This is a genomic window from Pseudomonas sp. G5(2012) (genome assembly GCF_000408945.1).
Classification (GTDB): Bacteria; Pseudomonadota; Gammaproteobacteria; order Pseudomonadales; family Pseudomonadaceae; genus Aquipseudomonas; species Aquipseudomonas umsongensis.
The window spans coordinates 1-14,075 of the sequence record NZ_APIO01000035.1; the positions used below are offsets into that span (position 1 = coordinate 1).

The window sequence follows — 14,075 nt, forward strand, 5'->3', positions numbered from 1 at the left end:
TTTTTCATGGAGCAAACGAAACCTTCGAGTAGGAGCTGCCGAAGGCTGCGATCTTTTGATCTTAAAAATCAAAAGATCGCAGCCTTCGGCAGCTCCTACAGGGGGGCGTGGTGTTATTTGAAGTCGTTCTGCCGCCAGGCTTCGTACACGGCGACGGCCACGGTATTGGACAGGTTCAGGCTACGGCAGCCTTCGCGCATCGGCAGGCGCAGGCGTTGTTCAGCGGGCAAAGCGTCGAGCACCTCGGCTGGCAGGCCGCGGCTTTCCGGACCGAACAGGAAGGCGTCACCAGGGGTGAAGCTGGCGTCGTGAAACGGCCGCGAGCCCTTTGTGGTGAAGGCGAACAAGCGTGGATGACCGAGGCTTTCCAGGCAGCTGGCCAGGTCCGCGTGACGTTGCAAGGTGGCATACTCGTGGTAGTCGAGGCCCGCCCGGCGCAGGCGCTTGTCGTCCATCTCAAAGCCCAGCGGTTCGATCAAATGCAGGTGGCAGCCACTGTTGGCGCACAGCCTGATAACGTTGCCGGTGTTCGGCGGAATTTCTGGTTGGAAAAGGATGACGTGAAACATGCACGGCTCCGAAGGTAGAGATGAGCGGCATTCTACGCCGCAAGCCGACCCTCGTTCGAAACTATTCCCGCGTGTGATGGCTTCGCTGGCAATTGTGGGGGTCATGGTGGGGTTGATGATCGGTCGTCTGACCACCCCAGACCCCAGCGAATTGCAACAGATCGAAGTGACCAGCGACGGCTTGGTGGTGTGGTTCAACAATGAGCCCAAGACCCACGGCGAGATCGTGGAAGGCAGTGTTGCGTTGTTGTTCGAAGCTCAAGGCAAGGCGCAAAAAGGCCAGCTCAAGCTCAATGGCAAGGATGTGAACTGGCGGGTGCGCTTGAGTGACGGGGGATTGTTGTTGACGCTGGTGGCGGCCCGTCCCCTTCAGGGTGAGTGGGCCGGTAGCGAGGTCGATGACCGCTGGCGGCTGGAGATCCATCTCCGGGAGCAATAAAAGAGGGAATCCCCGGCCTGCCTGTACCAAGGTCCCCAAAACGGGAGGGCTCGCGCATTGCGCTTGAACCCGGTGTAAAGAGGGAATCCCCGGCCTGCCTGTACCAAGGACCCCAAAACTGGGAGGCTCGTCGCTTGTGCGGTATGAGCCCGGTGTAAAGAGGGGAATCCCCGGCCTGCCTGTACCAAGGTCCCCGAAACTGGGTGGTGATCTGCATCACTGATGAGACTATTGCAGGGGGCGTGCCAGGTTTTAACAAGTTGAAACAGAAAGTCGCGTAGTAAAGCTGAAAGCCCCGTAATCCGGGGTTTTCGTGTTTCTTCGATAGGGGTTCGATTGCGAACGGAGGCGGGATTTAGGAGCAGTTGCCGTGCGCGATTGCGGTTCACGGTGCCTTCCGGCGGTGCACGTGAGCCCAAAAAGCTTCGCGAGCAGGCTCGCTTCCACAAGGTTCGGTAGCGTTCACTCGATAGTGAGAACACTACAAATCCACTGTGGGAGCGAGCCTGCTCGCGAATTGGGTGTGACGGTCAGTGAAGAACTAAGGCTGATTAACCCTCATCCCCCTCATCATCATCCCCACCATCAACCTTCATCCCCAGTTCCTTGATCTTGCGAGTCAGGGTGTTTCGCCCCCAGCCCAGCAACACGGCGGCATCGCGGCGGCGGCCGGCGGTGTGCTTGAGGGCAGTTTCGATCATGATCCGCTCGAAAGTCGGTACGGCGCTATCCAGCAGGCTGGATTGACCGCGAGCCAGTGCCTGGTCGGCCCACTGGCGTAGCGCCTGTTCCCAGTTGGTCACCGGGGCCGAATCCTGCGGAAGGCTCAGCAACTCCGGTGGCAAATCGCCGATATGCACTTCGCGACCCGAGGCCATCACGGTGATCCAGCGGCAAGTGTTCTCCAGTTGGCGCACGTTGCCCGGCCATGGCAGGTTTTTCAGATACTCCTCGGTTTCGTTTTTCAGCAGCTTCGGCTCGACCGCCAGTTCCTGCGCTGCACGGCTGAGGAAGTGCTTGGCCAGGGTCGGGATGTCTTCGCGACGGTCCGACAGGCGCGGTATGTGGATGCGGATCACGTTGAGGCGGTGGAACAAGTCTTCACGGAATTTCCCGGCATTCACCAGGGTTTCCAGGTTCTGGTGCGTGGCGGCAATGATCCGCACATCGACTTTGACCGGGACGTGACCACCGACGCGGTAAAACTCGCCATCGGCCAGGACCCGCAGCAAACGAGTCTGGGTGTCGGCCGGCATGTCGCCGATTTCATCGAGGAACAGCGTGCCCCCATCCGCCTGTTCGAATCGACCGCGGCGCAGGTTGGCGGCACCGGTGAACGCGCCTTTTTCATGGCCGAACAACTCGGATTCCATCAGGTCCTTGGGGATCGCTGCCATGTTCAGTGCAATGAATGGCGAAGCGGCGCGCGGGCTGTGGCGGTGCAGGGCGTGCGCCACCAGTTCTTTACCGGTGCCGGATTCGCCGTTGATCAGCACGGTGATGTTGGAGTGGCTCAAGCGCCCGATGGCGCGAAACACTTCCTGCATCGCGGGTGCTTCGCCGATGATTTCCGGGGTGCGGGTCAGTGTGACCGGCACTTCCAGGCCTTGTTGTTCCTGAGCGTGCTGGTTGGCACGCTTGACCAGGGAAACCGCTTCGTCGACATCGAACGGCTTGGGCAGGTATTCAAACGCTCCGCCTTGATAGGACGCGACAGCGCTGTCCAGATCGGAGTGCGCTGTCATGATGATCACTGGCAGCCGTGGGTGTTGCTCGCGAATCCGCGCCAGAAGATCCAGGCCGCTGGCGCCAGGCATGCGGATGTCGGAGATGATCACGTCCGGCTGCTGGCGCGCCAGGCGGCTCATCACGCCATCGGCGCTGTCGAAGCTTTGCGTGGTCATGCCTTCCTGCTGCAAGGCTTTTTCCAGGACCCAACGGATAGAACGGTCGTCATCGACGATCCACACGGTTTCACTACGGCTCATGTCGATGTGGCTCCTTGTTCCAGTGGCAGAAAGATCGAGAATGTGGTGTGGCCGGGGTGGCTGTCACATTCGATCAAGCCCTGGTGCTGGCTGATGATGTTCTGGGTAATGGCCAGGCCCAGCCCGGTACCGTCCGGACGGCCGCTGACCATGGGGAAAAAGATGGTTTCCTGAAGGTCCGCAGGAATGCCCGGGCCGTTGTCGATGATTTCGATCTTGGTCACCAGGCGGTGGCGCACGTGGCCAATGGTGAACTGGCGCATGGCGCGGGTGCGCAGGCTGATGCGGCCCAGGCGCAGCTCATTCTGGCTGCTGATGGCCTGCATCGCATTGCGCACGATATTCAGCACGGCCTGGATCATTTGTTCCCGATCGATCAGGACGTCTGGAATGCTCGGATCGTAGTCGCGCACCAACGTGATGCAGCCCTGGCTCTCGGCCTCGACCAGATGGCAGACGCGTTCCAGCACTTCGTGAATGTTGCACATGGCCAGTGATGGCAACTTGTTCGAGCCGAGCATGCGATCGACCAGGTTGCGCAGGCGGTCGGCCTCTTCAATGATGACGTTGGTGTAGTCACGCAGGCTTTCTTCCGGCAGTTCGCGGGCCAGCAGCTGTGCCGCGCCGCGAATACCGCCCAGCGGATTCTTGATTTCATGGGCCAGGCCCCGCACCAGCATCTTGCTGGTTTCCTGCTTCGACAGCTGGGCCTCTTCCTTGGTGATGCGCAGCAAGCGGTCGCGGGGATGGACTTCGAGCAGAAGCAGCGTGTCGCCATTGCTCAGGATCGGTGTTACCGCGTAATCGACCGTCAAGGTCTGGCCGGTGAGGGCAGTGAGCATTGCTTCGCGTTTTGTGAACGGGTGCGCCTGCTGGACCGCCTGGCGCAAAGAGTTGAGCGCTTCGGTGGATTCGGTAAACAGCTCGCTGATGAACTGCCCATGGCTGCGCTGGCCGCTGATGGCCAGGAGCATCTCCGCCGCGGGGTTCATGTACTCAAGGCGCAACTCGGCGTTGAGCAGGATGGTGGCGGTGGTCAGGTTGTCGAGCAGCAAGCGGTGTAGTGCGTCGCTGATGGTCATTCAGGACCTCTTTTGGCGCATGAATAAAGAGCTGATGCGAGGAAAATGCAAAAACCAAACCAAGGCTCCGAAAAGAAGCGCTAAACCCCTGAAACAGGCGTTTGACGCTCGATTGCGTGGCGTTCTGCCAGCTTTCGCGGGTAGTTTCGAACCAAAATGGGCTGTGACTGGAACGCCGTGCAACTAATCGCACCAATATAGTGCGTAAACCTGTGCAAGGTTAAAAGAAGCGAAAATGCGGCCAGGCTTTCAACGCTTGTGCACTCGCTGCAAGGTAAAGGTCACGGTGGGACTTTGTTGTATGACCGTGTCGCCGTCGATCACTTGAACGGCGAGCCTGTGCAGGCCGCGATCGATGTTTACCAGTTGAAGGCTCGGAACGTTGCCTGGCTGGCCATAGGGTTGCTCGTCCAGTAACAACCTGAACAGATGCGAGCCTTGCAGGCGTGGTTTGATCAGCACGTTGACCGTGAAGGTGCCGTTGTTGGCGCGCAAGGCCCCGTCGTTGGGCACGCCAGTCAGCTCAAGAGTCTCGTAGGTGCTGTTTATCTGCTCGCGGTTGCGGATGGGGGTGGGCGCAGGAGGTTCGTTGGGCGGTTGACGATCGACGCTGTTAAGCGGGGGTAAATCAACCGTCTGAGCGCTTACTCCATCGGGTGGTTGATTGCTGTAGGCCGTGTTGCCGGCAGCATCGGTGTATTTGTAGATCTGGGCCGTTGCAGGGAAGCCTGATAAAAGCCCAAGAAATAATAAGAATGGTCGCATTCAGGCTCCCTGTGAGCAGCAAAAAATTACTCCGACAAAGGAATACCCTCGCTGCCAGCATAGAACACGATAAGTTCTACTGGTTCCTCGCCGGTGACTCCGCGGTGGGTGATATTGACCATTTCGGCCACCGCTTCGCCTTGCTTGACGCGTCGAACCTGGCCGCTTTCCTTGCTTTCTATCGTCAGCTCCCCGCTGAGGACATACGCCGCATTTGGCATGGCGTGGCGATGCCATGGAAGTTGCGTATTGGCCGGAATTTTCAGTTTAAGCACCGAGAGTTGTGGTTCGGCGTAAGGGTAATGGGTGTAAGGCGTGCTGTCCCAGGAGGCGCTGCTTTGCAACAGGACTTTGCGTTCGATCGCTACTGTGGACGCTGAGTTGCTACAGCCCTGTAGGGCAAGGGCGATGAGGGCGGTAAATAGGGGGGTGAGCATGGAGGGTTTCATGTTGCCGTCCTTTGAGTTCAAGACGGTACAGGCTACGGTTAGCCGATATTTTTTTATGCCGGACGTTGCCGTGAATGCCCGGGGAAACATGGACCCCCTGCGTGAGAAGTTGCCTACAAAAAAAAGGCCTCCCGAAGGAGGCCTCTTTGTCACGCCGCTTGCGCAGGCGCTACCGGATCAGCAGCTGTAGTACAGCTCGTATTCCAGTGGGTGTACGAAGGTACGAACCTTGATTTCTTCTTCGCTTTTCAGGGCGATGTAGGCGTCGATGAAGTCGTCGCTGAAAACGCCGCCTTTGGTCAGGAACGCACGACCTTTGTCCAGCTCTTCCAGGGCTTCTTTCAGGCTGCCGCAAACTTGTGGGATCTCTTTCGCCTCTTCAGGCGGCAGGTCGTACAGGTTTTTGTCAGCTGCGTCGCCAGGGTGGATCTTGTTCTGGATGCCGTCCAGGCCAGCCATCATCAGTGCGGCGAAGCACAGGTACGGGTTGGCAGCCGGATCCGGGAAACGCGCTTCGATACGGCGGGCTTTCGGGCTCGACACGTAAGGAATACGGATCGAGGCGGAACGGTTACGGGCCGAGTAGGCCAGCATGACCGGAGCTTCGAAGCCTGGAACCAGACGCTTGTAGGAGTTGGTCGCCGGGTTGGTGAAGCCGTTCAGGGCCTTACCGTGCTTGATGATGCCGCCGATGAAGTACAGGGCGGTATCGGACAGGCCGGCATAACCTTCGCCTGCGAAGGTGTTCTTGCCATCTTTCCAGATGGACATGTGAACGTGCATACCCGAACCGTTGTCGCCGTACAGGGGCTTAGGCATGAAGGTAGCGGTGCGGCCGTAGGCATCGGCTACGTTGTGCACGACGTACTTCAGGGTTTGGGTTTCGTCGGCTTTCTTCACCAGGGTGTTGAACTTGACGCCGATTTCGTTCTGGCCGGCAGTTGCCACTTCGTGGTGGTGAACTTCGACGGTCAGGCCCATTTCTTCCAGTGCGTTGCACATGGAGGTACGGATTTCGTGGTCGTGGTCGAACGGTGGAACCGGGAAGTAGCCGCCTTTGACGCCTGGACGGTGACCTTTGTTACCGCCTTCGATGTCCTGGTCAGACATCCACGAACCTTGTTCGGAGTAGATCTTGAACATAGAGCCGGAAATGTCGGACTTGAACTTCACCTGGTCGAAGATGAAGAACTCTGGCTCCGGACCGCAGAATACGGTGTCGCCAATGCCGGAGGCTTTCAGGTGTTCTTCAGCGCGCTTGGCGATCGCACGTGGGTCGCGATCGTAGCCTTGCATGCTCGAAGGATCGACGATGTCGCAGGTCAGGATCAGGGTCGGCTCTTCGGTGAACGGGTCCAGTACGGCAGTGCTGTCGTCCGGCATGAGGATCATGTCGGAAGCTTCAATGCCTTTCCAGCCAGCGATGGAGGAGCCGTCGAACATCTTGCCGACTTCGAAGAAGTCTTCATCCAGCCCGTCGCGAGCCGGCATGGTCACGTGGTGCTGAGTGCCCTTGGTGTCTGTGAAGCGCAGATCAATCCACTTGACGTCATGATCTTTGATGAGTTGAACCGACTTCGACATAGTGTCCTCCGGGTGGATTAGGGCTGGTAGTGGATGCCCTTAGATGTTTGTGATGCCGGCGCGAATACTCTGCCAAGGCAACCTGCCTCACAAGGGAGCAAATTGCATGCCAGTGCCCCACCATGGGATTTTTGCCCCGAATTCACGCTTTTAAGGCGGTAAAGCACCTTAATGCGGAAAATACCGCCCTACAATGTGGCGCTCGTTTCAATAAATGACCCGTTTTGGTGCGCGCAAAACCTTCTGCATATTAACTGGTTAAACCTTGAGCAATTTCCGCTATAATCCGCGCCCCCCTTTTTCGGCAGGCCTCGCGCGCGCTGTTTCCATGAAATTAATCGTAAAAGTCTTTCCAGAGATCACCATCAAGAGCCGCCCGGTACGGATGCGTTTTATCCGCCAGTTGGCCAAGAACATCCGTGCCGTGCTCCGCGATCTGGACCCGGCTGTGGTGGTGAACGGCGTGTGGGACAATCTCGAGCTGGAGACCCGTGTCAGCGAGCCCAAGGCCCTGAAGGAGATGGGTGAGCGCCTGAGCTGCATGCCGGGCATTGCGCATTTCCTGCAAATCGACGAGTACCCGCTGGGTGACTTCGATGACATCGTCGAGAAGTGCAAGCAGCACTACGGTGATGCGCTGGCCGGGAAGATTTTTTCGGTGCGTTGCAAGCGTGCCGGCAAGCACCCGTTCAGCTCGATTGACATCGAGAAATATGTCGGCAGCCAGTTGCGCCGACAGTGCGGTGCCGCCGGGATTGACCTGAAAAAGCCTGAAATCGAAGTGCGCATCGAAGTTCGCGACCAACGGTTGTTCGTGATCCATAGCCAACACAACGGTATTGGCGGATATCCGCTGGGTGCGCTGGAGCAGACGCTGGTGCTGATGTCCGGCGGCTTCGATTCCACCGTCGCCGCCTACCAGATCATGCGCCGCGGCCTGATGGCGCATTTCTGCTTCTTCAACCTGGGTGGGCGTGCACACGAATTGGGCGTCATGGAAGTCGCGCATTTCATCTGGAAGAAGTACGGCAGCTCGCAACGCGTGTTATTTGTCAGTGTGCCGTTCGAAGAAGTGCTGGGAGAAATTCTCGGCAAAGTCGATAACAGTCATATGGGCGTAGTATTGAAGCGTATGATGTTGCGCGCTTCCTCCCAAATTGCCGATCGACTGCACATCGACGCGTTGGTCACCGGAGAGGCGATCTCCCAGGTATCGAGCCAGACCCTGCCGAACCTGTCCGTGATCGATTGCGTGACCGACAAGCTGGTCTTGCGTCCGCTGATCGCCAGCCACAAGCAGGACATCATCGACCTGGCCAACGAAATCGGCACCGCCGACTTCGCCAGGCACATGCCGGAGTACTGCGGGGTCATCTCGGTGAACCCCAAGACTGCTGCCAAGCGCCATCGGGTGGAGCACGAAGAGAAAGAATTCGACATGGCAGTCCTTGAGCGTGCGCTCGAGAACGCCAAACTGGTACCGATCGATCGCGTGATCGACGAATTGGGCCAGGACCTGCAAATTGAAGAAGTCAGCGAAGCGCTGGCCGGTCAGATCGTGATCGACATCCGTCACCCGGATGCCGCTGAAGACGACCCGCTGGACCTTGCTGGCATCGAGGTACAAACGATGCCGTTTTATGCACTGAACGCTCGTTTCAAGGAACTGGACCCTACTCGCCAGTACCTGCTTTATTGCGACAAAGGCGTGATGAGTCGCCTGCATGCCCACCATTTGCTCAGTGAGGGACATGCCAATGTGCGCGTTTATCGACCGAGCTAAGTGCCCGGGGCTGTTTGCCTGTGGCTTGCGTCACCGGCCCCCCGACGCCGCCGTCAAGCTGTAACGGCAAGGCCTGACTCTACTGTAAATCGCTGCCAAGACTTGTCAGCGCACCGAATCCTCTGATCGAGATACACAAGTGATCGAAAATCTACGTAACATCGCCATCATTGCTCACGTTGACCATGGTAAAACCACCCTGGTAGACAAACTCCTGCGTCAATCCGGCACCCTGGAGCGCAACGAGCTCAACGACGAGCGCGTGATGGACTCCAACGACCAGGAGAAAGAGCGCGGTATTACCATTCTGGCGAAAAACACCGCCATCAACTGGAACGGCTACCACATCAACATCGTGGACACCCCGGGCCACGCCGACTTCGGCGGCGAAGTAGAACGCGTAATGTCGATGGTCGACTCCGTTCTGCTGCTGGTTGACGCTCAAGACGGCCCTATGCCGCAAACCCGTTTCGTGACCAAGAAGGCTTTCGAAGCCGGCCTGCGTCCGATCGTGTGCATCAACAAGGTTGACCGTCCAGGCGCGCGTCCGGATTGGGTTCTGGACCAGATCTTCGACCTGTTCGACAACCTGGGTGCCACCGAAGAACAGCTGGACTTCAAAGTCGTCTACGCCTCGGCCCTGAACGGTATTGCCGGTCTGGACCACAACGAAATGGCTGAAGACATGACCCCGCTGTACCAGTCGATCGTCGACAACGTACCAGCGCCGGCTGTTGACCGTGACGGTCCGTTCCAGATGCAGATCTCCGCACTGGACTACAACAGCTTCCTGGGTGTTATCGGTGTTGGCCGTATCGCTCGTGGTCGCGTCAAGCCGAACACCCCGGTTGTGGCTATCGGCGCCGACGGCAAGAAGCGTAACGGTCGTATCCTGAAGCTGATGGGTCACCACGGTCTGCACCGTGTAGACGTTGAAGAAGCTGCTGCAGGCGACATCGTGTGCATCAGCGGTATGGAATCGCTGTTCATCTCCGACACCCTGTGCACCCCGGACAACGTCGAAGCGATGAAGCCGTTGACCGTCGACGAGCCAACCGTTTCCATGACCTTCCAGGTAAACGACTCGCCATTCTGCGGTAAAGAAGGCAAGTTCGTGACTTCCCGTAACATCAAGGAACGTCTGGACAAAGAGCTGCTGTACAACGTTGCACTGCGCGTTGAAGAAGGCGACTCGGCTGACAAGTTCAAGGTATCGGGCCGTGGCGAACTGCACCTCTCGGTTCTGATCGAAACCATGCGTCGCGAAGGTTTCGAAATGGCTGTAGGCCGTCCGGAAGTGATCATCCGTCTGGTTGACGGCGTGAAGCACGAACCGTACGAAAACGTCACCATCGACCTGCCGGAAGAATCCCAAGGCAAGGTGATGGAAGAGATGGGCCTGCGTAAGGGTGACCTGACCAACATGGTGCCGGATGGCAAGGGCCGTGTGCGTCTGGAATACAACATCCCTGCTCGTGGTCTGATCGGTTTCCGTAACCAGTTCCTGACCCTGACCAACGGTGCTGGCATCCTGACCTCGATCTTCGATCGTTACGACGTGATGAAGTCCGGTGACATGTCCGGCCGTCAGAACGGCGTTCTGGTTTCGGTTGAAACCGGCAAGGCACTGACCTACTCCCTGGAAACCCTGCAGGCGCGTGGCAAGCTGTTCGTTGAACACGGTCAGGAAATCTACAACGGTCAGATCGTTGGTCTGAACAGCCGTGACAACGACCTGGGCGTCAACCCTACCAAGGGCAAGAAGCTCGACAACATGCGTGCTTCGGGTAAAGACGAAACCATCGCCCTGGTTCCACCTGTTCGCTTCACCCTGGAACAGGCCCTGGAATTCATCCAGGACGACGAGCTGTGTGAAGTGACTCCTAAGTCCATCCGTCTTCGCAAGAAGATCCTGGACGAAAGCGAGCGTACCCGCGCTGCCAAGAAAGCCAAGGCATAAGATTTAGCCCCGGCTGAACGAAAACGCCCCCGGTCGAGAGATCGGGGGCGTTTTTGTTTGTCTGCGATTTGTGCGGTGCCAGGTTGATCGTTCCCACGCTCTGCGTGGGAACGCCTCTTGTGACGCTCTGCGTCACGCTTTTGGGGCGCGGAGCGTCCCTGGCTGCATTCCCACGCGGAGCGTGGGAACGATCAGATCAGAACCGCTCGATACTCCGGGAATTGGTTTCACGCACCACTTCCTTGGGCTTGTACGCGCAATACCCCGGCCGCGGGCCGATTTTCGGGTGGTTGCGGCACGTATCCGGGCGCTTTTCATAAATAGTGCACAGACGGCTCTTACGATCCAGATAAAGGCAATCGTTGTTGCTCATGCGCTGGAGGGTGAAGATCTCGGACTTCTGGTTATAGCGCTCGACGATCCCTTCCTTCTGCAGGCGCTTGGCGATGTTCTTTGGCGGGTCGCCGCGTTCGAACTCGTCGACGATGCCGATGCGGATCAGGTCCTTGATCTTGACCTCGACCGGCAGGGTGCAGCAGCTCGATAGGCAGGAGCCGCACATTGGGGCAGAGTACTTGGCCCAGGTGTCGAGTCGGTCGATCTCCGTGGCGGCGATCAGGTTGGGCTTCATCATCGGTTGTTACCAGCGTGTGCATCAGGGCGCGCGATCATACCGGGACTGGTGGATTTTTGAACAACCTTTCGCCAGTTTTTTTTCATGGGCATCCACGCAGCACCACTAATCCGGCACGGCCCCTGCATTGAATCAGGTACATGACAATGTATTGCCGGCTTGATGCGCATTAACAGGAAAAACTGCCGAACCAGAGTCTATACCGTTTGTCAGACCGTCTAGTCTCAGACAACTCCAAGCTCGCTCGAGGTCCTATCGATGACTCAAGAACCACTTGTTCGCGAAGCAGAGGTGGCCGCATTCCGCGACGCCGTCTTGACCAAACTCACCTACGCGGTGGGCAAAGACCCGGATCACGCCTTCGATCATGACTGGTTCGAAGCCATTGCCCTGGCAGCGCGTGATCACATGGTCGAGCACTGGATGGACCACACTCGGCAGATTTACCGCAAAGGACAGAAACGGGTTTATTACCTCTCCCTGGAATTTCTGATCGGCCGACTGCTTTACGACAGCCTGAGCAATCTCGGCCTGCTCGACGTGGCACGCGAAGCCCTGACCGAACTCGGCGTCGATCTTGAACGCATCCGCCTGCTGGAGCCTGATGCGGCGTTGGGCAACGGTGGTCTTGGACGACTGGCGGCGTGTTTCATGGAAAGCATGTCGACCCTGGGCATCGCGGGTCATGGCTACGGCATTCGTTACGAGCACGGCCTGTTTCGTCAGGCCATCGTCGACGGTTGGCAACAGGAACAGACCGAGCACTGGCTGGACTTCGGCAATCCGTGGGAGTTCGAGCGCCCAGAAGTGGTTTACCCGATCGGCTTCGGTGGCGGCGTCGAGACCGTGACCGACAGCGAAGGCAAATCCAAGCAAGTCTGGCACCCGGCGGAAACCGTACGGGCCATTGCCTATGACACACCCGTGGTCGGTTGGCGCGGGGCAAGCGTGAACACGTTGCGGCTGTGGCGCGCGCGGGCTATGGAAGATTTGCACCTGGAACGCTTCAATGCCGGCGATCACCTGGGAGCGGTGGCGGAAGTGGCCCGGGCTGAAAGTATCTCTCGAGTACTGTACCCGGCAGACAGCACCGAGGCCGGCCAAGAACTGCGGTTGCGCCAGGAATACTTCTTCGTTGCCGCCTCCCTGCAGGACTTGCTGCGCCGTCATCGCAACATGCACACCTCCGTCCTGACCCTGGGCGATCACGCAGCGATCCAGCTCAACGACACCCACCCCTCGATTGCCGTGGCCGAGTTAATGCGCCAATTGGTGGATGTCTATGACGTGGCGTGGGACGCGGCCTGGCAGGTGACGGTCGACACGCTTTCCTACACCAACCACACGTTGCTGCCCGAGGCGCTGGAAACCTGGCCGGTAGGCCTGATGGAGCGCATGCTGCCACGGCACATGCAGATCATTTACCTGATCAATGCCCAGCACATCGACTCGCTGCGGGCCAAGGGCATCCATGATTTCGATGTGTTGCGCGCGGTGTCCTTGATTGAGGAAGACAACGGTCGACGTGTGCGCATGGGCAACCTGGCGTTCCTCGGCTCCCACAGTGTCAACGGCGTATCCGGCTTGCACACGCAACTGATGCGCAAGACGGTGTTCTCCGAGCTGCACAAGCTCTATCCGCAACGGATCAACAACAAGACCAATGGCATCACGTTCCGCCGCTGGCTGTACCAGGCCAACCCGGAGCTGACCTCGATGCTGGTCGATGCCCTGGGCCCGGACTTGCTGGACAAGCCCGAGGAGCGACTGCTCGACCTGCAGCCATTCGCCGACAAGCCTGCGTTCCGCAAGGCCTTCGCCGAACAGCGTCTGCACAGCAAAAAGGCCCTGGCCTACCTGATTCACGAACGTTTGGGGGTGGCGGTCAACCCGGCGGCGATGTTCGACGTGCAGGTCAAGCGGATCCACGAATACAAGCGCCAACTGCTCAACCTGATGCACACCGTGGCGTTGTACCAGGCGATTCGTGCGGAACCTGAAATCGACTGGGTGCCACGGGTGAAGATCTTCGCTGGTAAAGCGGCGGCCAGTTATCACCAGGCCAAGTTGATCATCAAGCTGACCAACGACATCGCCCGGGTGGTGAACAACGACCCGACTGTACGCGGATTGCTCAAGGTCGTGTTCCTGCCCAACTACAACGTCAGCCTGGCGGAGAGCATTATTCCGGCGGCGGATCTGTCCGAGCAGATCTCCACTGCCGGCTTTGAAGCCTCGGGGACCAGCAACATGAAATTCGGCCTCAACGGTGCATTGACCATCGGCACGCTGGACGGTGCCAACGTGGAGATGTCCGAGCGCATCGGCGCGGAGAACATGTTCATCTTTGGTCTCAGTGCCCAGCAGGTCGAAGCGCGCAAGCAGAACCACGAGTTCAGCGCAGTGCCGGATATTGCCGCGTCCCATCGACTCAATGATGTATTGCAAGCCCTTCGCGGCGGGGTGTTCTCGCCGGATGATCCGTCCCGTTACACCGGCTTGATCGATTCGTTGGTGGATTACGACCGCTTCCTTGTCTGCGCCGATTTCGACTCCTACTGGAATGCGCAGATGCGCGTCGAAGCCCTTTGGCACGATTCCCAGGAATGGTGGCGATCGGCGGTGCTGAACACCTCGCGCATGGGCTGGTTTTCTTCTGACCGGACGATTCGCGAGTACGCCACGGATATCTGGAAGGCGTTGGAGTAACTGTTCCAGCGGGTCGATATACTGGCAGCCGTAAAAGATCGCAGCCTCCGGCAGCGCCTACAGGGATTTGTATGTCCTTGTAAGGGCTGCCGGAGGCTGCGATCTTTTTGGAG

The 14,075-nt window shown here is 58.3% G+C and carries 11 protein-coding genes; 4 read left to right on the plus strand and 7 right to left on the minus strand.

What is annotated here, in order from left to right; genetic code table 11:
- Positions 1-113: 113 nt before the first annotated feature.
- Positions 114-569, minus strand: coding sequence for a tRNA (uridine(34)/cytosine(34)/5-carboxymethylaminomethyluridine(34)-2'-O)-methyltransferase TrmL (gene trmL, locus PG5_RS12165; RefSeq protein ID WP_020797421.1), 456 nt, complete (start codon positions 567-569; stop codon positions 114-116).
- Between trmL and PG5_RS12170 the strand changes: the two genes are divergently transcribed.
- Positions 568-1,008 (plus strand): hypothetical protein, encoded by a 441-nt coding sequence (locus tag PG5_RS12170; RefSeq protein WP_033044422.1) that lies wholly within the window; start codon positions 568-570, stop codon positions 1,006-1,008. The genes trmL and PG5_RS12170 overlap by 2 nt on opposite strands.
- A 551-nt stretch (positions 1,009-1,559) precedes the next feature.
- Here the strand turns inward: PG5_RS12170 and ntrC are convergent.
- From ntrC to glnA, 5 genes are all read right to left on the minus strand, one after another.
- Positions 1,560-2,996, minus strand: coding sequence for a nitrogen regulation protein NR(I) (ntrC, locus tag PG5_RS12175; RefSeq protein ID WP_020797423.1), 1,437 nt, complete (start codon positions 2,994-2,996; stop codon positions 1,560-1,562).
- Entirely contained in the window at positions 2,993-4,078 is a 1,086-nt protein-coding gene (gene glnL / locus PG5_RS12180) for a nitrogen regulation protein NR(II) (protein ID WP_020797424.1), read from the minus strand. The genes ntrC and glnL overlap by 4 nt, the downstream gene beginning before the upstream one ends.
- A 249-nt stretch (positions 4,079-4,327) precedes the next feature.
- Positions 4,328-4,843: a DUF4124 domain-containing protein gene (locus tag PG5_RS12185; protein WP_020797425.1), complete on the minus strand. Its 516-nt coding sequence runs from the start codon at positions 4,841-4,843 to the stop codon at positions 4,328-4,330.
- Positions 4,844-4,869: 26 nt separating this feature from the next.
- A complete protein-coding gene (locus PG5_RS12190) occupies positions 4,870-5,292 on the minus strand; it encodes a cupin domain-containing protein (protein ID WP_020797427.1) in 423 nt (140 codons plus the stop codon).
- Positions 5,293-5,469: 177 nt separating this feature from the next.
- On the minus strand, positions 5,470-6,876 hold the full coding sequence (glnA, locus tag PG5_RS12200) for a type I glutamate--ammonia ligase (protein WP_020797428.1): 1,407 nt from the start codon (positions 6,874-6,876) through the stop codon (positions 5,470-5,472).
- A 328-nt stretch (positions 6,877-7,204) separates the two neighbouring features.
- Between glnA and thiI the strand changes: the two genes are divergently transcribed.
- On the plus strand, positions 7,205-8,659 hold the full coding sequence (gene thiI / locus PG5_RS12205; RefSeq protein ID WP_020797429.1) for a tRNA uracil 4-sulfurtransferase ThiI: 1,455 nt from the start codon (positions 7,205-7,207) through the stop codon (positions 8,657-8,659).
- 139 nt (positions 8,660-8,798) lie between these two features.
- Positions 8,799-10,619 (plus strand): translational GTPase TypA, encoded by a 1,821-nt coding sequence (gene typA / locus PG5_RS12210; RefSeq protein ID WP_008058555.1) that lies wholly within the window; start codon positions 8,799-8,801, stop codon positions 10,617-10,619.
- A 196-nt stretch (positions 10,620-10,815) separates the two neighbouring features.
- Here typA and PG5_RS12215 read toward each other — a convergent pair whose 3' ends face one another.
- Positions 10,816-11,253, minus strand: coding sequence for a YkgJ family cysteine cluster protein (locus PG5_RS12215; RefSeq protein ID WP_042955348.1), 438 nt, complete (start codon positions 11,251-11,253; stop codon positions 10,816-10,818).
- Between the two features lie 258 nt (positions 11,254-11,511).
- Between PG5_RS12215 and PG5_RS12220 the strand changes: the two genes are divergently transcribed.
- Positions 11,512-13,962 carry a glycogen/starch/alpha-glucan phosphorylase gene (locus PG5_RS12220; protein WP_020797432.1) on the plus strand — a complete coding sequence of 817 codons (2,451 nt, stop codon included), beginning with the start codon at positions 11,512-11,514 and terminating at the stop codon, positions 13,960-13,962.
- Positions 13,963-14,075: the final 113 nt, after the last annotated feature.